This window comes from Pseudoalteromonas sp. CST2 (assembly GCF_028599385.1).
Classification (GTDB): domain Bacteria; phylum Pseudomonadota; class Gammaproteobacteria; order Enterobacterales; family Alteromonadaceae; genus Pseudoalteromonas; species Pseudoalteromonas atlantica.
The window spans coordinates 291,422-311,907 of sequence record NZ_JAQREO010000003.1; the positions used below are offsets into that span (position 1 = coordinate 291,422).

The 20,486-nt window shown below is 39.8% G+C and carries 17 protein-coding genes; 11 read left to right on the forward strand and 6 right to left on the reverse strand.

Annotation, left to right across the window (positions count from 1 at the left end; translation table 11 throughout):
• Positions 1-26: 26 nt before the first annotated feature.
• The 3 genes from PSH41_RS06125 (at position 27) to PSH41_RS06135 (ending at position 3,262) form a co-directional block, all read left to right on the forward strand.
• Positions 27-830, forward strand: a complete 804-nt coding sequence (locus tag PSH41_RS06125; protein WP_248462003.1) for a DUF1338 domain-containing protein — start codon at positions 27-29, stop codon at positions 828-830.
• 96 nt (positions 831-926) lie between these two features.
• Positions 927-1,736, forward strand: a complete 810-nt coding sequence (locus PSH41_RS06130; RefSeq protein ID WP_273588477.1) for a transporter substrate-binding domain-containing protein — start codon at positions 927-929, stop codon at positions 1,734-1,736.
• Between the two features lie 302 nt (positions 1,737-2,038).
• Positions 2,039-3,262 carry a type III PLP-dependent enzyme gene (locus PSH41_RS06135; protein ID WP_273588476.1) on the forward strand — a complete coding sequence of 408 codons (1,224 nt, stop codon included), beginning with the start codon at positions 2,039-2,041 and terminating at the stop codon, positions 3,260-3,262.
• Positions 3,263-3,421: 159 nt separating this feature from the next.
• Here the strand turns inward: PSH41_RS06135 and PSH41_RS06140 are convergent, their stop codons facing one another.
• Entirely contained in the window at positions 3,422-4,702 is a 1,281-nt protein-coding gene (locus tag PSH41_RS06140) for a flavohemoglobin expression-modulating QEGLA motif protein (RefSeq protein ID WP_273588475.1), read from the reverse strand.
• A 146-nt stretch (positions 4,703-4,848) separates the two neighbouring features.
• Between PSH41_RS06140 and PSH41_RS06145 the strand changes: the two genes are divergently transcribed.
• From PSH41_RS06145 to PSH41_RS06175, 7 genes are all read left to right on the forward strand, one after another.
• Positions 4,849-5,106: a DUF3081 domain-containing protein gene (locus tag PSH41_RS06145; protein ID WP_024031788.1), complete on the forward strand. Its 258-nt coding sequence runs from the start codon at positions 4,849-4,851 to the stop codon at positions 5,104-5,106.
• Positions 5,106-5,411 (forward strand): hypothetical protein, encoded by a 306-nt coding sequence (locus PSH41_RS06150; RefSeq protein ID WP_273588474.1) that lies wholly within the window; start codon positions 5,106-5,108, stop codon positions 5,409-5,411. The genes PSH41_RS06145 and PSH41_RS06150 overlap by 1 nt, the downstream gene beginning before the upstream one ends.
• A 414-nt stretch (positions 5,412-5,825) precedes the next feature.
• Complete coding sequence (gene betI / locus PSH41_RS06155; RefSeq protein ID WP_024031790.1) at positions 5,826-6,401, forward strand: transcriptional regulator BetI; 576 nt, start codon at positions 5,826-5,828, stop codon at positions 6,399-6,401.
• 1 nt (position 6,402) lies between these two features.
• Positions 6,403-7,866 carry a betaine-aldehyde dehydrogenase gene (gene betB, locus PSH41_RS06160; protein WP_273588473.1) on the forward strand — a complete coding sequence of 488 codons (1,464 nt, stop codon included), beginning with the start codon at positions 6,403-6,405 and terminating at the stop codon, positions 7,864-7,866.
• Between the two features lie 10 nt (positions 7,867-7,876).
• Complete coding sequence (betA, locus tag PSH41_RS06165; protein ID WP_096042949.1) at positions 7,877-9,544, forward strand: choline dehydrogenase; 1,668 nt, start codon at positions 7,877-7,879, stop codon at positions 9,542-9,544.
• A gap of 146 nt (positions 9,545-9,690) precedes the next feature.
• Positions 9,691-10,908, forward strand: a complete 1,218-nt coding sequence (locus PSH41_RS06170) for a BCCT family transporter (protein WP_004586453.1) — start codon at positions 9,691-9,693, stop codon at positions 10,906-10,908.
• 9 nt (positions 10,909-10,917) lie between these two features.
• Positions 10,918-11,619 (forward strand): TorF family putative porin, encoded by a 702-nt coding sequence (locus tag PSH41_RS06175; protein WP_004586454.1) that lies wholly within the window; start codon positions 10,918-10,920, stop codon positions 11,617-11,619.
• Positions 11,620-11,879: 260 nt separating this feature from the next.
• Here the strand turns inward: PSH41_RS06175 and PSH41_RS06180 are convergent, their stop codons facing one another.
• The 4 genes from PSH41_RS06180 to fdxA form a co-directional block, all read right to left on the reverse strand.
• A complete protein-coding gene (locus PSH41_RS06180) occupies positions 11,880-13,787 on the reverse strand; it encodes a putative bifunctional diguanylate cyclase/phosphodiesterase (RefSeq protein WP_273588472.1) in 1,908 nt (635 codons plus the stop codon).
• Between the two features lie 229 nt (positions 13,788-14,016).
• Positions 14,017-14,475: an Sbal_3080 family lipoprotein gene (locus tag PSH41_RS06185; RefSeq protein WP_004586456.1), complete on the reverse strand. Its 459-nt coding sequence runs from the start codon at positions 14,473-14,475 to the stop codon at positions 14,017-14,019.
• Between the two features lie 21 nt (positions 14,476-14,496).
• Positions 14,497-16,743 carry a carbohydrate binding family 9 domain-containing protein gene (locus PSH41_RS06190; RefSeq protein ID WP_273588471.1) on the reverse strand — a complete coding sequence of 749 codons (2,247 nt, stop codon included), beginning with the start codon at positions 16,741-16,743 and terminating at the stop codon, positions 14,497-14,499.
• A gap of 140 nt (positions 16,744-16,883) precedes the next feature.
• The gene (gene fdxA / locus PSH41_RS06195; RefSeq protein WP_273588470.1) at positions 16,884-17,207 is read right to left on the reverse strand and encodes a ferredoxin FdxA; all 324 of its coding nucleotides are present in this window, start codon (positions 17,205-17,207) and stop codon (positions 16,884-16,886) included.
• A 192-nt stretch (positions 17,208-17,399) separates the two neighbouring features.
• On the opposite strand from fdxA, the gene PSH41_RS06200 reads away from it, so the two are divergent.
• Entirely contained in the window at positions 17,400-19,007 is a 1,608-nt protein-coding gene (locus tag PSH41_RS06200; RefSeq protein WP_064387208.1) for an NAD(P)/FAD-dependent oxidoreductase, read from the forward strand.
• Positions 19,008-19,137: 130 nt separating this feature from the next.
• Here the strand turns inward: PSH41_RS06200 and PSH41_RS06205 are convergent, their stop codons facing one another.
• Positions 19,138-20,439, reverse strand: a complete 1,302-nt coding sequence (locus PSH41_RS06205) for a DEAD/DEAH box helicase (protein ID WP_064387207.1) — start codon at positions 20,437-20,439, stop codon at positions 19,138-19,140.
• Positions 20,440-20,486 lie beyond the last annotated feature (47 nt).

Sequence of the window (20,486 nt, forward strand, 5' to 3'; positions counted from 1 at the left end):
TGAATAACCCAATTTAAGGATTTAACATGCACACTAACGTAAATACATTATTTGAAAACCTATGGGATAACTATTTAGCCGTTACCCCCTCGGCAGATAAAATTCATGATTTATTAGGCTCAACGCAAAAAGATGACATTATTAACGACCATATTGCGCTGCGGACCTTTAATATTGAAAAAGTAGGCCTAGAAAAACTAGCCGCGCACTTTTTAGCACTTGGTTATACAGAGTGTGGTGAATACCACTTTGAAGCTAAAAAGCTCTATGCTAAACACTACGAGCATAGCGACCCTAAGCAACCTAAAGTATTTATTTCAGAGCTATTAGTTGAAAAGTGTTCACCAGAGTTACAAGCCATTGTGACAGATATGGTAGAGCAAATAGATGAAAACGCAGTAACTGCCGATAACTTTTTATACTCAGGTACCCATTGGCAAGTAAGTAGCGATACCTACAAGCAGTTACTCGCTGAAAGTGAGTACGCAGCGTGGATGTCGGCATGGGGCTATCGTGCAAACCACTTTACTGTAAATATTAATATGCTTGCTAAGTTTGATAATATTCAGGATGTTAACCAAGCACTTAAAGACGCAGGCTTCGCCCTAAATACATCAGGCGGCGAAGTAAAAGGCTCACCAGAGGTATTATTAGAGCAATCATCAACCCTTGCAGATGAGTATGCTGTCACCTTTAGCGACGGCGAACTGCGCATCCCTAGCTGTTTTTATGAGTTTGCCATTAGATACCCTAAAGCCGATGGCGAGCTTTACACGGGGTTTGTTGCAGCCTCTGCTGATAAAATCTTTGAAAGCACTAACGCGCGTTAAATATTCAGCTTGGATTAATAATATTTCGACCTAAAAAAAGCCCATTTGGGCTTTTTTTTGTGACAAAAATATTTAGAACATTTACACTAGTCTTTAATGACTACTTTAATTAAACACCTTTCTTTATTGCTTGTATTAGTTTTTACACCACTAAGCCTTGCAAATGAACCGCTTACATTGCTTTCTCGAGCCAATGGGGCTACTGATGACTTTTTAAACTCAGATAGAGCCTTTACTCGCTTACTTAGTCGCTCATTTGCTACAAAATTACAATGGACAAACCAAGCTCGATTAATTAAACGCCTCGCTACTAACGAAGCTGTCTGTAGCTACAATATTATAAAAACAGCTGAGCGTGAAAAACATATCTTATTTTCAGATGTGCCAACCTCTGTATATGAACAAAGAAAGTTATTTGCATTAAAGCAAACTTTTAAAGACCTCCCTTTGCGAGTATCTGTTGATAGCTTACTCAAGAAAGATTTCACCTTAGGCGTTGACTCTGGTACTAGTTATCAAACATTAGAACCTATTTTTAGTAAATATAAAGATCAAATTGCAGCCATTAGCAGCGAAGACACCAGCTCACAACTACCTAACCTAATCACACATAACAGAATTGATATGATTGTAGATTACGAGATAAATGTTCGAGAAGCGTTAACGAGTGAGCAATTTAAACAGCTAGAAAGTCGTGAAATTACAGAATATCCCGCATTTATTAATGGTTTTTTTGCATGCAGTAAATCAACGGTTGGCGATAAAGCAATTCAAGCTATCAACCGCTTAATGAAAACACCTTCTTTATATAGTTACTTTCAAAAAAACTTAAAGCAGACTTATAGCGCTGAAACCACCAGCGAAATGTTATTAGCTTATAAAAAAGAGTTTGATACAACACCTTAAGATTAGTAACTTTAATCGTCAAGATAAATACCACAAATCTACATAAACTTCTGATTTTTATAACAAATAAATTATTTTAAATTTATTTAAAATTTTTATTGCGCTGGATAAAAACCTACATTATTATCTCGCCGCTTCTTGATGATAGCCAATCCGAGTACATTACAAACCCCGTTTGTAGCAAGGCGATAGAGCAACTATCCAAGAGTGAATTTGACTGTGCGTTTGCACTATTGATCTCACTCAACTGACTCGTGGATACACCATACCCGAGCAGTTGCTTAATTGACTCGGAAAATAAAATGGCTTTATCAACACAACAACAAGACACCGTAACTAAAGTACCTGCAGCAGCGGTTGCTGCAAATCAAGCAATTGATTACGCGCAACCGAGTATTGCCCACATTGAACAACTTGCTTCACAATTTGGCGCACCTCTAATGGTGCTTGACTGCGACGCTATACGCCGTCAATACCGTGCACTTAAACATGCACTCCCTGGCGTTGTGTTACATTTTGCTTTAAAGCCTTTACCGCATGCTGCTGTCGTGCGCACTTTGTTAGATGAAGGCGCAAGCTTTGATTTAGCAACCAGTGGCGAAGTTGACTTAGTAGCAAGCCAAGGCGTACCAAGCGAGCGTACAATTCACACGCACCCAATAAAGCGCGACAGTGACATTCGCGACGCACTTGCCTTCGGCTGTACAGTGTTTGTGGTGGATAACATTAACGAGCTTGAAAAATTTATTGCCTATAAAGATCAAGCCGAAATTTTAGTGCGTTTAAGCTTTCGTAATAAAGATGCATTTGCTGATTTATCTAAAAAGTTTGGCTGCAGCCCAGAGGCGGCAATCGACATTATTAGCCTTGCCCAGCAACTTGGTATTCGTATTAAAGGGTTATCGTTTCATGTTGGCTCGCAATCACCTAACCCAACTAAATACGTTGAAGCGATAAATGCATCTGCAAAAGTGGTTAAACAGGTGGCTGAGTTAGGCTTACCAGCACTTAGTACGCTCGATATTGGTGGTGGGTTTCCTGTTCCGTACAGCGCAGATGTGCTACCAATTGATGTATTTTGTGCGCCTATTAATATCGCGTTGGCACAATTACCGGAAACAATGCAAATTATTGCTGAACCTGGCCGTTTTATTGTAGCAAGTAGTGTAACCAGTGTTGCCTCTGTAATGGGACAAGCCACGCGCGAAGGTAAAACATGGTACTACTTAGATGATGGCGTTTATGGCTCTTTTAGCGGTTTAATGTTTGATGAAGCAGCCTACCCTATCGATAGTGCAAAACAAGATGGCGAGCGTTTTGAGTCGGTACTTGCAGGCCCAACATGCGACAGTATAGATGTAATAAGTGATTCAATTATGCTGCCAAAACTAAACAATGGCGATTTAATTATTAGCCGTATGATGGGTGCCTACACACTTGCTACAGCAACCGACTTTAACTTTTTTAAACGTGCTGAGGTCGTTGTATTAAACGAGCAAATGCACAGCCAAGTATTAACAGGTTAAGAAAATAAGTTCCTCGCTATAGGTACGCTGGCTTGTACCTATACATTTCAACGCAGTTGCTCATTCCAACTGCGTTTTTTTATTGCGTTAAATAACTGGGGCTTGTTTACCTTTTTACTCAACAGAGCAGGCTCTAATAAAAGCAACCTGCGCTACTTATTACAAAAATAATGGTTTATAGTCGTTTTCTAACTGTTCAAACGATAAGTCGCCTATAAATCTGCCAAAGCTCAGCCACGTTGCTAAACCTCGTAAATCTTTAAAATGTGGTGGTACAAATTTTGGACTTTCTATTACACCTAAACTATGTAATTGCGATATAAGTCTAAAATCATCAATCGATATTTTTCCGACCAACAATAATGGCAGCTGATCAATGCGCCCAAGCTGTATAGCAACACGAATTAGGTTATATACCAGCACAAATCCTTTAATGTAAGCAATATCCTTAGTAAAAGGTAAGCCTGTTGCCGTGCTGCCCCTAAATACACGTTGTGCTAACGTATAGCTTTCATCTTTTGAAAGCCCTAGCACTAAGTAGTCACGGTATATATCAACAAACTCTGCACCATCAATCACTTTAGTAACTGCTTGAATACGATTTACTAACTTTGATAAACGCCTAGGTGTTGATTTAAGGGTAATTATTTCGGTTAAAACAGCTAAGCCTTCTTGAGTCACTGTTGAGCTTGGCGTCCCTTTACTTAAACAGGTTAAATAAGGCTGAGCTAGCCCGTTTTGCGTTGTACCTACGTGTATCCACCCTTCGTGCACTTCTAAAATATCGAGCTCACGCTGTGAGAATTTAACATCTTGATTTAGCTTAATGTTATTTGCACCTGCAGCAGCATCACTGACAATCCCATCGCTGAGCATAACCTCTACATTAATACCCGCCATACTGCTATTTACTTGCCCAGACAGAATACGCACGGCATCACTTGCATTAATATTTTTAGGATCATCAGGCAAAATATCGGCTATTAATAAGTTTTGCAGTGGTTTTTCTAGCATATTGGCAAGTTCGAACAGTGAAGGTTCACCCGCATGAAATAAATCTTTTGGGTGACCAAAAAGCTCTACCGACAAATCATGAAACTCAGGCGTTCCTCTATACTCAAGCATACTGAGCACCGTTTTATACTCACTACACATTTTACCCATGTATTGAGAAATAGGATTTAGCTGACCTAACTGGTTAATAATATTGCGATGCAAGTTAGAAAACGCTTGGCGTAATTCGCTGGGGACAAATCCTAAATCTCGTTGCTGGTAATAGGCGCTATCGATTAGCGGATTTTTTTGGCACTTTTGCCTGAAAAACGTCTCTTTGATTTGTTTATCCCAGTTAATGGCATCGAGTATTCTAATGGGTGTTTGTAAAGCAATTAATTGCTCTGACAGTTCGCGAGTTTTAAGGAGTAAAGCCTTGTCTATCATGGTGTAAGCTCAACAAAAAATGAGGCTTGAGCATAAGGTAAAACCAGTTAATAGCAAGATTATTTTAGCGCTTTTTAGCCATTGTTTTTACGGTGATCGACCCTCATATATAAAACGTAATAGCTTTAAACAATAAAGGGTTAATGATGAAAAACGAACTCGATAACAAGCAGATCCTCTCTGTGTACGAACGTATTCAGCAGCGCGGTAAACAAAATGATATTGGTAAACATTATCAAGGTGTTACGGCTTACTCTGACATTGACGGCTACACTATTTACTTAGAAGGTAGCGGCGTATTATTGCGCTTTGGGTTTCATAATGCTTATCACCTAGATTATGAGCATGACAAACATAAAGACGACTTTTTAAAAAAACTATACAACATTGCTAATGAGGAATAATGCAGCCAAGACGCATTCGTAAACGCACCACAAACAAGCAAACCACCACGTTTATAAACCAGGTAATTACTGAGCTGCAAGTGCACCCAGAAAAGCTGGAGATAATCCGTCGAAACCTAAATGAATACCGCGAACAGACTCACCTTAAACGCGGTTTTTTGCTGGCTATTGAACGCTTTGACTGGGTGTTTGAGGCCAGTAACGATGTTAATTTTATATGCCAACAAATCTTAGCCGATGATTACATAGGTAATCGCCTTAGACGCTACCCGCTATTATTTAAAGGCGTTATTAATAGCGCCTAATTTGCACGCCTTTTTTAACCTTAACGCCTCCTCTTATAGCCATTACACACTGCTACTTTTTTAATTAGTACACTAATTAAACATGTGAAATGGTTTCGTTTGCTTATTTAAAATACCCTTCGTACTCTAACTATTACCATTCTAACGAATATTTATCTTTTTTATTACTCATACCCCGTAAACAAATCCTTACTATTTTTACCATTTAAAAATAGAAACATAACTCACTGAATATAATTGATTTTATTAATAAAGACCTGCATATAGCACTACTACAAATTAACCCGTTTTTATTAATAATCCATCTACATCTTGGTATCTGGTTGTTTACTTGCGCCTTGAATTGTTAGAGCTATTACATTAAGCTTATCTTTATTGAACGTTCAATCAATAAAAATTATGCCTAAAGTCGGAATGGAACCTGTCAGGCGTCAGCAGCTAATTGACGCGACCATTGAGTCAGTTGCACAGCGCGGTTTGCAAGGAACAACTATTAACACCATCAGTAAAAATGCGGGTTTATCATCTGGCATTATTAGCCATTACTTTGGTGGCAAGCAGGGGTTAATAGAGGCAACCGTTAGGTATTTGTTATCGAATTTAAAAAATGAATTAATTGAAAAGGTTGAGCCAACCACAAGCGCAATTGAGCGTTTGATGTTTATTGTTGAGGCCAACTTTGCACTTGTTCAACAGCGCAACGACACCACACGTACGTGGTTAAGTTTTTGGGCGCAGTCAATGCACGATCAAGAACTGCACAGGCTGCAAAATGTAAACAGTAATCGCTTGCAAAGTAATTTAGCATTTTCTTTTAAGCAACTAATGCCCGTAAAGCAAGCAAAACAAGCTGCAGAACTTAGCGCCGCCATGATTGATGGCCTATGGTTAAGAGCAGTATTAAGTCAATCTGACGAAAACCAATTTAAACACAGTGAAACATTAGCAAAAAGCTATGTACATTCACTCATCAAGCAATATGGAGCCTAGCGTGACTACACCTGTCTATCAAAACTTTATAAACGGCCACTTCCTTGCAAACCAAAGTGGTGAAACTTTTGATGTAAAAAACCCAGCCACAGATGAAGTTATTTACTCGGTAGAAGTTGCCGACGAATTTATTCAAAACGCGGCTATCGAAAGTGCAAAACAAGGCTTTGCTCAATGGTCAAAAATGAGCCCAATAGAGCGTAGCCGTATTTTATTAAAAGCGGTTGCTTTATTACGTGAGCGTAATGACGAGCTTGCCTTAGTTGAAGTGCTTGATACAGGTAAACCAATGCAAGAAGCTAACTGCGTTGATATAGAAACAGGCGCAGATGTAATTGAATACTTTGCAGGCCTAGCACCAGCGCAAGTTGGCCAGCAGCAAATGGTTGGCGAAGACTTTTACTATACCCGCAAAGAGCCACTAGGCATTTGTGCCGGTATTGGTGCGTGGAACTACCCGCTGCAAATTGCATGTTGGAAATCGGGCCCGGCCCTTGCCGCAGGTAATGCGTTTATTTTTAAACCTTCTGAAGAAACCCCTTTAGGTGCTATTAAACTAGCTGAAGTTTTTGTTGAAGCAGGCGTACCTGCCGGCGTATTTAACGTTGTGCAAGGTGCCGGTGATGTAGGTCAGTGGTTAACCTCTCACAGTGAAATAGACAAATTGTCGTTCACTGGTGAAGTAGGCACAGGTAAAAAAGTAGTGGCAAGCGCTGCTGGTACATTAAAAGACGTAACAATGGAATTAGGTGGTAAATCACCTTTATTAGTGTTTGAAGATGCCAATATTGAGCAAGCAGTCAGTGCTGCCATGTTAGGTAACTTTTATACGCAAGGCGAAATTTGTACTAACTGTACCCGTATTTATGTTCATAAAAATGTCTATCAACAATTTATTGATGAGCTTAAAACACGTACTGAGCAAAATATTATTGCCGGCGACCCACAAGATTTAAATACTAACTTTGGGGCATTAATTTCTAAAAAGCATCAAGAGTTGGTAATGAGCTACATAGAAAGTGGCTTGGCCGAAGGTGCAACACTACTTACTGGCGGTAAAACTCTTTCTCCTGAATCAGCGCCTAATGGCTACTTTGTAGCACCTACGGTATTTACCGATTGCAACGATGACATGACTATTGTTAAAGAAGAAATTTTTGGCCCAGTTATGAGCGTGCTTGTTTTTGAAGACGAAGACGATGTTATCGCCCGTGCAAATGGTACACACCTTGGCTTAGCCGCAGGCGTATTTACTAGCGATATTAAACGTGCGCACCGTGTTATTCACCAATTAGAAGCCGGTATTTGTTGGATTAATGCTTATGGTAATTCACCTGCTGAAATGCCTGTTGGTGGTTACAAGCAATCAGGTATTGGCCGTGAAAATGGCATAGAAACGCTTGATCATTACACGCAAACTAAGTCTATTTATGTGGGCATGGCCGACATAGAAAGCCCGTTTTAAGGTGGCAACTATGAGTAACACTTACGACTATATTATTGTTGGCGCCGGTTCTGCAGGTTGTGTACTTGCAAATCGCTTATCTGAAGATACAAACAATAAAGTGCTATTGCTAGAAACCGGTGGTAGCGATAAAAGTATATTTATAAAAATGCCAACTGCGCTCTCTATTCCTATGAATACAGATAAATACGCATGGCAATTTCACACTCAGCCAGAGCCGTATTTAGATAACCGAGAAATGCACTGCCCACGCGGTAAAGTGTTAGGCGGTTCGTCATCAATTAATGGCATGGTATATGTACGTGGCCACGCGAAAGATTTTGACGAGTGGCAGCAACACGGTGCTAACGGCTGGGATTATCAGTCGTGCTTACCTTACTTTAAAAAAGCAGAAAGCTTTTATTTAGGTGAAAATGCGCACCGTGGTGGCACAGGCCCGCTTGGCGTTAATAACGGTAACGAAATGCAAAACCCGCTTTACACCACCTTTATTAAAGCAGGTGTAGAAGCAGGGTATGCACACACAGACGACTACAACGCAGCTCAGCAAGAAGGCTTTGGCCCGATGCACATGACTGTTAAAGACGGTGTTCGCAGTTCGGCCTCGCGCGAGTATTTAGACCCAGTAAAATCACGCAGTAACCTAACAGTTATTACAGGTGCTTTAGCACAAAAAGTGATTTTAGAAGGCAAAAAAGCCACAGGCATTGAGTACACAGTAAATGGCACTCTTAAAACGGCGCATGCTACTAAAGACGTTGTATTAAGTGCAGGTCCAATTGGCTCACCTCATATTTTACAGCTTTCGGGTATTGGCGATAAAGCCATACTTGAAGAAGCCGGTGTTGAGGTAAAGCATCATTTACCAGGCGTAGGTCAAAACTTACAAGATCATCTTGAGTTTTACTTTCAGTATAAGTGTAAACAACCTATTACCTTAAACGGTAAATTAGGTCTTATTTCAAAAGGCTTAATTGGCGCTAAATGGCTACTGACCCGAAAAGGCTTAGGTGCAACAAACCACTTTGAGTCGTGTGCGTTTATTCGCTCAAAACCAGACGTTGAATGGCCAGATATTCAGTACCACTTTTTACCAGCGGCGATGCGTTACGATGGGCGCAGTGCATTTGCGGGTCATGGTTTTCAGGTTCATGTAGGTCATAACAAACCTAAAAGCCGTGGTAGTGTCACTATTCAATCAGCTAATCCTGAGCAACCGCCGAAAATTTTATTTAACTACTTGCAGCATAAAGACGATATTGAAGGCTTTAGAGCGTGTGTGCGCCTAACTCGCGACATTATTGAGCAAAGTGCATTTGATGACTACCGCGATGAAGAAATTCAACCAGGTAAGCACATTCAAACCGACGAAGAAATAGATGCCTTTGTACGCCAAGCAGTAGAAAGTGCCTATCACCCGTCTTGTTCTTGCAAAATGGGCGAAGATGACATGGCCGTGGTTAATTCTAATACCCAAGTTCATGGTATTGAAGGGCTGCGTGTTGTTGACTCGTCAATCTTCCCTACGGTGCCAAATGGCAACTTAAATGCCCCTACAATTATGGTTGCAGAAAAAGCAGCTGATCTAATTTTAGGTAAAACCCCACTTACACAGGCATCGGTAAACGTTGCCATGAGCAGTAACTGGCAAACAACGCAACGTAATAGCGAGATTTAATTAAGCCATAACGTGCCTAACACTATGTAGGGCACGTTCAACTTGCAGTGGCTCACGGCGTAAATTGGTTACGCGGTGTTTATGCAAGCAATAAAACAAAAACGGAGAACTTATGAGTTACTTTTATTCATTTTGGGAGGGCGATAATGACTATATGGCTTAGTGCTGGCATTATATTTACGCTACTTGCAGTTATCACTATTTTATTTAAATGGGGTAACGTACGCGTAGTAGGCGTAACACCAGTGAGAACGTTTACCTTTATCGCAATCTTATTTACCTCAGGCCTAGACGTTGGCCTAATCATGTTTCCATTAACCGAATTTGCAGGTTATGCAGACATAAAAGCAAGCCCAGAATACGCGTTTGCAAACCCACTGGCTATTGAGTTTGGCTACTGGGGATTCTTGATCTGGGGATTTTACTTTCTTACGTGCTTTTATTTCTGTGTAATAGAGCCCAAAGTTAAATTTTTCGAAATTTCATGGGTTAAGTTCATTAATAACGTGGTTATTATTGGCACATGTGCCTTTACGGCTTACCTACTGCTTTCTAACTTACCCTGGTACTTACCAGAGCTAGGCGATGGTTCGAGCGTTATACCTACCTTCTACTTTATTGTATTTGCAGCTATTTGCTTTGCTGTGTACTCAAGTACAGATATTAAATACGTGCGCTTTTTAAGTATTTCTACAACGTGGTTATTTATCGCATTAATTGCCTTTATGTGGGCAGGTGCCTTTGTCGTTGGTGACAGCGAAATGTCGGCATTTACCAATAACCTTGCTGAAATTGGTACTTACTTTGCCAATATAAATCAGTTTGTTTTACCGCTTAATGACTACCATGAATTTTATCTATTTTGGTGGTTTGCGTGGAGCATTATGATTGGCCAATTTACGTCTCGCTTTGTAGGCGGCCTTAAAACATACCAAGTATTAGGTGCAATGTTGATATTTCCATCTATTCCGATTGCGATTTGGTTTAGCGTACTTTATCACTACCACGAAATGGGTATTTCAACAGCGGGTATTAAAAACTTTGCCATGGTATTTGTTGGGATAGTGTTTGTTATTAATTCGCTTGATTCATTAATACGCTTATACACAGATAACCTTAACTTAACGGTTAAACGTTTAGGTAAAATGAACTATATGATACTCAATATTGTTGCCCTTTCGTTACTAACCCTATTGTTTAAGCTTGAGTTTTTACAAATTCAATGGGTTGGCGCGTTAGTAATTGCACTGTTTTTTGGTTGTGCTGCGTTTATTGGCTACAGCAAATTTAAAACGGTTAACAATATAGACAGTTCGCCAAAAGCAAACAAAATAGATTACACAAAAATAGAAACTGTACATTAGGGATCAACAATGAATAACAAACTAAAACAACTAGCAGTAGCGCTACCTTTCGCACTTTTATCAACTACGGTGTCAGCTAACTGGTCAACAACCATTACAGCAGCATCTGACTATACTTTTAACGGTGTAACACAAACTGATAACGACCCTGCAATTCAAGCAAGTCTTGATTACGCGTTCGACAGCGGTGTGTATGCGGGTGCATGGGCATCTAATGTAGATTTTGGTGATGACACTGATTTTGAACTTGATGCCTACCTAGGTAAATACGTGCAATTAACTGACACGGTTAGCGCTGATTATGGTATTGCTTATTACACATACCAAGGTAATAACAGCGATGGTAACTACGCCGAAGCCTACACAAAATTTGGCTATGCAAGTGAGTATGGTCAAACAGAGCTAAACTTTTGGTATAGCTGGGATTACTTTGGTACAGGTGCTGGCCATGTTATTTCTATGATTGCCCACACCTTTGAAATTGCCCCAAATCATGCCATTCGTGCAAGCTTTGATATTTCTAATTCGCTTGATGGCGAAAAATGGGCATGGGATGTAAACCAAAAGAAATCATACAAACATTACCGCCTAGCGTATCAAACTAGCTACGAAGGCTTTGGCATTGAGATTGCTGCTGAAGACACAAGCCTAGATTACGATTACGCTGATGAGCGTATAGTACTTGCTATATCACGCACATTCGATTTATAAATTTGTAGTTGTTAGATTCTACAAACAAAAATGCCACTTTTAAAAGTGGCATTTTTTTTACTAAATTTTAAGGCTGTAGCCCTAAAGAACTTAGTTTTATTTAGGGGCAATTAAGCACAATATAGGGTTTAACGTTTCGTGGCCTAAATAGCTGCACCAGTGAATGCTCAAGTTAATCGCTATCGGTAGGGGCAATTTCATAGCATAACCTGAGCCTAAAACCCTACATAAGCTATTAAATTACCTATAATAAACAGGCTCTAACCTTCTATTTCCCACGCGCTGGTGCCCGCTGCAGATAAGTTAGCCGTATTTTTACGCAAAACTTTGTTACCCACATTGATAGAGGATTCTGGGCGACTAACCAAATAACCTTGCACAGAGCTTACTCCCATGCGTTTTACAAGTTCAAACTGCTCGATTTCTTCTACGCCCTCTGCCACTATTTTAAGTCCTAACTTTTGACCTAATTCGCTAATCGTATTAAGGATGTCGTTGTACTTTGGACTTTTATCGGCTTGAGAGATAAACGAGCGATCTATTTTTATTACATCAATGGGCAAATCAGCCAATGTGCTTAATGAGCTAAAGCCAGTACCAAAATCGTCTATAGCAATCGTCACACCTTCTGCACGAAGCCGCTCAAGCTCTTCAATCATACTTTTACTGGCTTTAATAAACGTAGACTCTGTTATTTCTAGCATTAAAGAATGCGATGGCAGCCCTGTGTTTTTTAGGTTTTTCATTATCCAGTCATACACTGAGCGGTGTTTTAGTTGCACACCCGATACATTAACCGAAATTTTTACTTTGCGCATACCTGCATTATGCCATGCCGCCATTTGCCTACACGACTCATGCATAATCCAATCGCCAAGCTCTAAAATAAGATTAGACTCTTCGGCAATCGGTATAAACTCCGCCGGTGATATCATCCCTTCTATAGGGTGATCCCAGCGTGTAAGCGCTTCAAAATAATCTATCATGCAATCTTCTACATGCACGATAGGTTGAAACGATAAGTAAAAGTCTTTACACGCAACCGCTAAACGCAACTCTTCTAATAAATAGTGATAGCGGCGCATTTTATTACCCATCTCTGGGGAGTACACTTTAAAAATGCCTTTACCATCGCTTTTTGCACGGTACATTGCCACATCGGCCAATTGCAATAATGCTTGTGGTGTTGATGCGCTCTCTGGGTAGGCCGCTATACCAATACTGGCGCTAATTTTTATTATTTTATTACCTAGTACAAAGTCCTTTTCAAGTTCACTGAGTACGTGCTTAGAAATATCGACTACTTTATTATCGGTATCTACTGACTCAATAAAAATTGAAAATTCGTCACCGCCTAAACGTGATAAATTTTGCTCTAACTGATTCGCCTCGTTAATATTACTTAATTTATGATGGCGTAATACGTTAGCTAGGCGCGTAGCAACCTGCACCAAAATTTCATCACCAAAGCTGTGACCAAACGAGTCATTTACCTGCTTAAAGCCATCTAGGTCAATAAACAACAAGGCGCATTTAAGCTGCTGTTCGTCAGTAAAATTTATTTGCCTATCTATATGCTCAATATAAGCATGGCGGTCAATGAGCAAAGTTAGCTTATCTTGGCAGATACTTGTTTGTGTTTGCTTTAAATAATTAGCAACATGGGTATTTAAATTGTTTATTGACTGGCTTAAATTGCCAAGCCCTGATGGGTTGCCGTGTTGGGGTTGTAGGTTAAAGGCTACAAGCAATTGATTAGCGTTGTTATTTAGCTGTGCAATTTGATGCTGATAAGAGATTTTTTTACGCTCTTTACGAATAATTGTAAAGCCAACAAACAATACCATACACACCAATATAAAGTTTATTGGCGACGTTAACGTCATTAAAATAAGCTTTGTTGCGTTTGCAGCGATAAATTCCGTGTCGGTAGTTTTAACTAACAAAAAATCGGCAGAAGGCTGGTGTATTAAATAGTGCCCATTGAGCATAGGGTTATACCAAGGCGCCATTTCGAGCGTTGTATCTATAATATCAAAGTGGCGTAAATCTATATCAGGGTTGAATAAATTAATGCGGTTAATCTGGTTTGTTAGTTCGATGTTTAAACAAAAGCAAAACAAGATAAATACAAAAAAAATGCCGCCTAAGGGTTTAAATTTATTCATCAATAAAATCCATCTAAATTACTTATCCTATAAACCCGTTACTAAAAGACGATTATATCGCCTGTTTTTAGTACTAAGCAAGCCATAGCACAGTCCTTATTCATCAAAATTTTTAGAACTGTACTCAAAAAGAATAAATTAATGCTTAATAATTAGCTAATTATAGAGTGTGATGAATAAAAATAAACCTTAAGCTTAAAATGTTTGAAAAAACTAATATTACAAGTATTTAATACATACCATCGATTAGTTCGATAATTTTTTCTTTCGCGTCTATAAACTTATCCAAACCACCGCCGGTGCGATAAGATGCTTGCGCAATTTTTTTATTGGTTTGAGCGTCTGTAACCCAAATATTCGCGTATGACATGTACAACGCTAAATCCCAATGCCAGTTAGCCACGTAATAAGCAACGGCATTACACCCTGCGATGTCAGCATTAGGTAATTCAGTTTGATACTCCTGATGTTTCAATACATAGTTAGCAGCAATTACACGTGTTTTGACGTTATGTTTTGCAAACCCTTCTTCCATTGCTGTGACAACGCCTTCTTTAACTGCCTTATGTTCAGCTATACATACTACTTCTGGTTTCACAGTGTCAAAGCGAGTTATATCTTGCTTAGCAGCACAACCCGCTAGGGTTGCTACCATTGCAGCTGCGATAGTTATTTTTATTGTTTTCATATTCATCCTTTTAATGGTTATTTAAAGTTGCCATGCATAGCTAACTTTTGTAAAAAATGTGCGTTGATCTCTTTCAACGTGTTTTAGGGAATCGTCTTGATAGCTTTTATCTGAGTAGCCTAAATAAAATAATGTTTGAGCATTAATTTTATACGAGTAAACTAATTGGCTGCCATAGTCTTTATTAATGTGGCTAACTTGGTAGTAGTAGGCGTCTTTATTTCTATCAATGTCTTCAAATTGCAATATAAGCTTGAGCATAGCGCGCATGCTAAATTTATAATAAAGCCTAAAATCTAATAAGTTAGCAGTATAAACTCGCTCCCCTTGAGGGTTATCTAAAACGCTGTAGTTATGCGTAGCGTCTACTTGCCAATGATCGTTTATATCCCACGTAACTTGCGTTTGCGTTGCATAAGAATCGCCAATTTGCTCATTGGCGTAATCAATGCGGCTGCCATACTCACCATAAAACGAAAGCCATATATTATTTTTAGGTTTAAAGCCCGTATAAACAAAGCCAATATTTTGGTTATAAAAAGCATCATTATAGTTTTCATAACGATGCAGTAAGCCAATTTCAAAAATAGACTGCTTTTGCCCTTTTAATGTTATAAACCCTTGGTATTCTTCTTCAAGTAGGTCGCCATTTTGTGCCCATGTTTTATCCCAATCAGCCTCATAAGACCATGACGTTAATAAGCCAGACTCATCTGCATACCAGGTTTGCCCGCCCCCAAAGCCTACGTTCTCATAATCTACTTTTTCTTGATAACCTAAGTCAGTACGATAGTCTTTACCTATGTTTTCGTAGCTGGCAAACAAATTGTAGTCACGTTTATCACGGGTAAACTCTATAGCGTACGCTTCATCAGATTGAGTTTTAGATAAGTTATAGTTACTTGTTAAAAAATCAGAGTTTTTAGAATCTGTTGTAGCTACCTGGTAGGTCAGTAGATCTGATTGATTAAACCAATAGCTGCCATCGACAGAAAGTACTGTATTGTAGTAATCATCGCTTTCGCGGTGAGTCGTACTTAGCCCTATAGTGCCTTGTTGGCCAATATCGTATTGATAACGCGCCGCTGCTGCATGGGTTTTATCCTCTAAAATTGCAAAACCAGAGCCTTGATTTGTAGGCAATAAAATATTGCTATTATTGTCATCGGCATACATAAATGCATAGCTATGTTGCCCTGTTTTACCTGTTAATTTTGCCCCTACTTCAGGCTCTGCAATAGTGCGGGTGTACAGTAGTTCAAATAAACTGCTTTTAAAGTAGGATGCGCCATCTAAAAAAAATGGTCGTTTTTCTGCATAATAAATTGAGTACGTGGTATTTACATCAAGGGCTAACGCATCACTTTCTATTTGCGAAAAATCTGGGTTTATAGTGGCATTAATTACCGCATCTTGTGTAACCCCCCAGCGTAAATCAAGGCCAGCTTCGGTGTCTATATCGCCATTATCCCACTGCCCTGGCAAGGTAGCTTTTGAATCATTTCTGAGCGCCGTAAGTGTAGGCGTTAGTTGCAGATTTTTACTGGCTTTTATATTTTTAAAACCATTTAATTTATAAAACTGACATAAACTGCATTTTATATCTCGGTCAAACCCCATATTTGAAAGCTGATACAGTACATCACGTTGGTAATTTCGCATAAGGGCAAAGCCCCATGTTAAATCTGTTTTATTTTCAGGAAATCTTAGCGCTTTAAAAGGTATACGCATTTCAACCACAAACCCTTGGTCGGTAATTTGCCCTGCGCTATCCCATATTGCATCCCAAGACGGGTCTGATTGCCAGCCATCGGTGTCACTCATTCGCGTATCACCTTGCGCACCCAATGGGTTTACATAAAATTCGTAAGCTGAACGTTCGTCGTTAAAAGTGTCAATAATTAAAATAACCGTATCATCTTGCCAAAGCGTATCTCTATCACGTAGTGACGCTGTTATTTCGCTCGGCTGTGGATCTTCGGCTACAAATGCAACATATAAGTTGCTGCCATCTTCATACATGTAAGCATCGGTTTTAACCGGTGGGGTGCCCTTTTCGTTAGGCTCATCTTGAAATGCTATAGGAACTAAAGTGGCATTTTGCCAGTGGGGCTCATCAAGTACGCCATCTACAGTAATATCTGCATTTATATGTACAAGAGAATGCTGCTGTTTTTCACTGGCATAAAGGTGGTTAGAAAATAAAAGTGCTAATAAGAAGGGGAATAAAGCACTGCATTGTTTTTTTATAATTATTAAGTACTGCATAAACATCCATTTAGACGTGTTTACCCTTAAAAGGTAAACTTATTTATGCAGTGTAATTTAAGTCAGTACATTTGTTAATAGTTTGATACTAAAAACAATAGCTTTTTTAACTAATTAATATTAAAGGCTTAATTTAAAAGCTAGGTTTCAATTAATTTAACCTTATTAGCCACGCCATTCCAACTATCGGCATCAGCAGGCGCTGGTTTTACCTCAACAATGTGTGGCCACACCAATGCAAGCTCAGCATTAAGCTCGGTAAACTCTTTTTGGTCTTCTGGCAGCTCGTCTTCTTGGTAAATTGCTTCAGCTGGGCACTCTGGTACGCATAATCCACAATCTATGCAATCAATAGGGCTTATTGCTAAAAAGTTAGGGCCTTCGTAAAAGGCATCTGCAGGGCACACTGCCACACAATCTGTGTATTTACACTTAATACAGTTTTCGGTGACCACAAACGCCATAATAGTTTAAACCTAGTAATTAATTATCTAAAGCGAGGATCATACCCAACCCCATTAAAAACACAATAAATATGTGCCATCTGCGGTCAATTTAACGTAATATATGCGCCCTTAATGTATAGCCATTACGTGCCCTACACTTCTTATTGTGAGCGGATACTATTACCGCTAAGACACCTAAAAGAGATAACAATGATACGTTTAACCGAAATAAAGCTGCCGCTTGATCATAATGAAGACGCTATAGGCCAAGCCATAGTTGATAAACTAAAAATACAGCCAGCGCAGCTACACAGCTACAATGTGTTTAAACGTGGGTACGATGCACGTAAAAAAACGGCTATTTTACTTATTTATACCCTCGATATTGAAGTAGATAACGAAGAAGCGCTGTTAAACGCATTTACTAAAGATCAGCACGTAAAGCCTGCCCCTGATACCTCATACAAATTTGTTGCCCACGCCCCCGCTAACCTTACTGAGCGCCCTGTAGTAATTGGCTTTGGCCCGTGTGGATTATTTGCGGGCTTAGTGCTGGCTCAAATGGGTTTTAACCCTATTATTTTAGAGCGCGGTAAAGAAGTACGCGAACGCACCAAAGACACCTTTGGCTTTTGGCGTAAACGTACCCTTAATACAGAGTCTAATGTGCAGTTTGGCGAGGGTGGCGCAGGTACATTTTCAGACGGTAAACTATACAGCCAAGTAAAAGATCCAAAACATTACGGGCGTAAAGTTATCACCGAATTTGTAGAAGCCGGCGCACCAGATGAAATTTTATATGTAAGTAAGCCACACATTGGTACGTTTAAACTTGTTACCATGATTGAAAAAATGCGCGCACGTATTATTGAACTTGGCGGCGAAATCCGCTTTAGCACCCGCGTAGACGACATTCATATAGATGATGGACAAGTAACTGGCTTAACGCTTTCAAACGGTGAAAAGCTCAATACCCGCCATGTAGTACTTGCTGTGGGACATAGCGCCCGTGATACCTTTAAAATGATCCACGATAAAGGCATTTATGTAGAAGCTAAACCGTTTTCTGTGGGCTTTAGAATCGAGCACAAGCAATCGATGATTGATGAGTGTCGTTTTGGGCCTAACGCGGGTAACCCCATTTTAGGCTCTGCTGATTATAAACTCGTTCACCATTGTGATAATGGCCGCACAGTTTACAGCTTTTGTATGTGCCCAGGAGGGACTGTTGTAGCCGCCACCTCTGAAGAAGGCCGCGTAGTAACAAACGGTATGAGCCAATACTCTCGTAGTGAGCGCAATGCAAATAGTGCCATTGTAGTAGGTATTACACCTGAAAAAGACTTCCCTGGTCACCCGCTTGCCGGCATTGATTTGCAACGTAAACTAGAAGAGCAAGCCTATGCATTAGGCGGTAGCAACTACGATGCACCAGCACAGTTAATTGGCGACTTTTTAAAAGGAAAAGCATCGGGCGATTTAGGTGATGTACAACCGTCGTTTACACCAGGAATAAAACTCACCGATTTAGCAAATGTACTCCCGCAGTTTGCTATCGATGCAATACGCGAAGCCATTCCAGCCTTTAATAAGCAAATTCGTGGTTTTTCTACAAACGACGGATTATTAACAGGGGTAGAAACCCGTACATCATCACCTATTAGTATCAAGCGCGATAAAAGCTTCCAAAGCATAAATACTAAAGGTTTATACCCAGCGGGTGAAGGCGCAGGTTACGCAGGTGGTATTTTATCTGCAGGTATTGATGGTATTAAAGCGGCTGAAGCAGTTGCACTCTCAATGTTAGAAAACGCTTAAACCGGTTTTTTAAGTTATTTACCGAAAAGCCTCGCTTTGTGAGGCTTTTTTGTTTACACCTTGAGCTAAATTGAGGCACAAAAAAACCTGAGTAAACCTCAGGTTTTTTATAAATGCTAAATTTTTATGCTTACTTTTTAAGGGTAAGCTTGGCGCCTTTTAAGCTTTTACGCACATTTGAAATACGTGAGCGATTTACCGCACGTGCTTCGCCTGTTGCTTGGCCTGTTGGCTTATTCGTACGGCTACGACGTAAATGCGCTGGTTTTTTACCTATTTTATCAATAAGTACTTCACGGCTACTTACTTCATAACCCTCTAAGTAAACACGTTTGATTTTTTGGCCAATTAACGACTCTATTTCAAATAAGGTGTTTTCTTCTTCGCGGCTTACAAACGAAATAGCTTGGCCTTGGTTACCAGCACGACCTGTACGGCCAATGCGGTGTACGTAATCTTCTGCAAGCCATGGTAAATCAATATTAATTACTCGTGGTAGGCCTTCAATATCAATACCACGCGCTGCAACTTCAGTAGCCACTAAAACACGTACTTTGCCTTCTTTAAATTCACGAAGTGCACGTCGGCGGTTACCTTGCGATTTGTCACCATGACATACAGTGGCAGGAATACCATCAAGGTTAAGCTCTTTAACCAGCTCATCCGCCGTTTCTTTCATGTTTACAAACACAAGTACTTGTTGCCAGTTCTTTTTACCTATCAGCTCAGAAAGCAGCTCTTGTTTACGGCGCTCTTCAACTGGGTACACAACATGCTGTACCGTACTTGCAGTACTATTAGTTTGATCTACGCGAACAATTTCAGGCTGTTTTAATACTTTTGCTGCAAACTGCTTAATAGCCGCTGGAAAAGTGGCTGAGAAAAGTAAAATTTGGCGCTGCTCGTCACAACTTTTAATAACACTTTGCATATCTTCAATAAAGCCCATATCAAGCATACGGTCAGCTTCATCAAGTACTAAGTGTTTAACACTTGCTAGGCTTAAATTACCTAAACGAATATGATCAAGTAAACGCCCTGGAGTTGCAACTACAACATCTACGCCGTCTTTAAGTGCATTTGCTTGGCCTGCGGTATTAATACCGCCAAATAGACTCACTACTTTTAAAGCGGTATGTTTTGCATAGGCTTTAAAGTTATTTGCTATTTGCTCTGCAAGCTCACGAGTTGGCGCAAGCACTAACGCGTGCGGAGCATTGCTTGTGCTTAGCTCAGATTCAGTTAATTTTTGGATGATAGGTAAAGCAAACGCAGCCGTTTTACCTGTGCCTGTTTGGGCACTTGCTAAAACGTCTTTACCTTTACGAACAGCCGGAATAGCTGAACGCTGAATGGGCGTAAGGGTGTGGTAATTAAGTTCGTCTAACGCCTGAATAAGTTCAGGGGAAAAACTAAAAGATTTAAAATTCATGCTGTATAACCTGCGGCCACATTTATCAAGGGTCGCAAATTATACAG

Bases quoted from the DNA above. Each gene is read 5' to 3' on its own strand.
- PSH41_RS06125 (WP_248462003.1), top strand. From the start codon at position 27: ATGCACACTAACGTAAATACATTATTTGAAAACCTATGGGATAACTAT.
- PSH41_RS06130 (WP_273588477.1), top strand. From the start codon at position 927: ATGACTACTTTAATTAAACACCTTTCTTTATTGCTTGTATTAGTTTTT.
- PSH41_RS06135 (WP_273588476.1), top strand. From the start codon at position 2,039: ATGGCTTTATCAACACAACAACAAGACACCGTAACTAAAGTACCTGCA.
- PSH41_RS06140 (WP_273588475.1), bottom strand. From the start codon at position 4,702: ATGATAGACAAGGCTTTACTCCTTAAAACTCGCGAACTGTCAGAGCAA.
- PSH41_RS06145 (WP_024031788.1), top strand. From the start codon at position 4,849: ATGAAAAACGAACTCGATAACAAGCAGATCCTCTCTGTGTACGAACGT.
- PSH41_RS06150 (WP_273588474.1), top strand. From the start codon at position 5,106: ATGCAGCCAAGACGCATTCGTAAACGCACCACAAACAAGCAAACCACC.
- betI (WP_024031790.1), top strand. From the start codon at position 5,826: ATGGAACCTGTCAGGCGTCAGCAGCTAATTGACGCGACCATTGAGTCA.
- betA (WP_096042949.1), top strand. From the start codon at position 7,877: ATGAGTAACACTTACGACTATATTATTGTTGGCGCCGGTTCTGCAGGT.
- PSH41_RS06170 (WP_004586453.1), top strand. From the start codon at position 9,691: ATGACTATATGGCTTAGTGCTGGCATTATATTTACGCTACTTGCAGTT.
- PSH41_RS06175 (WP_004586454.1), top strand. From the start codon at position 10,918: ATGAATAACAAACTAAAACAACTAGCAGTAGCGCTACCTTTCGCACTT.
- PSH41_RS06180 (WP_273588472.1), bottom strand. From the start codon at position 13,787: ATGAATAAATTTAAACCCTTAGGCGGCATTTTTTTTGTATTTATCTTG.
- PSH41_RS06185 (WP_004586456.1), bottom strand. From the start codon at position 14,475: ATGAAAACAATAAAAATAACTATCGCAGCTGCAATGGTAGCAACCCTA.
- PSH41_RS06190 (WP_273588471.1), bottom strand. From the start codon at position 16,743: ATGCAGTACTTAATAATTATAAAAAAACAATGCAGTGCTTTATTCCCC.
- fdxA (WP_273588470.1), bottom strand. From the start codon at position 17,207: ATGGCGTTTGTGGTCACCGAAAACTGTATTAAGTGTAAATACACAGAT.
- PSH41_RS06200 (WP_064387208.1), top strand. From the start codon at position 17,400: ATGATACGTTTAACCGAAATAAAGCTGCCGCTTGATCATAATGAAGAC.
- PSH41_RS06205 (WP_064387207.1), bottom strand. From the start codon at position 20,439: ATGAATTTTAAATCTTTTAGTTTTTCCCCTGAACTTATTCAGGCGTTA.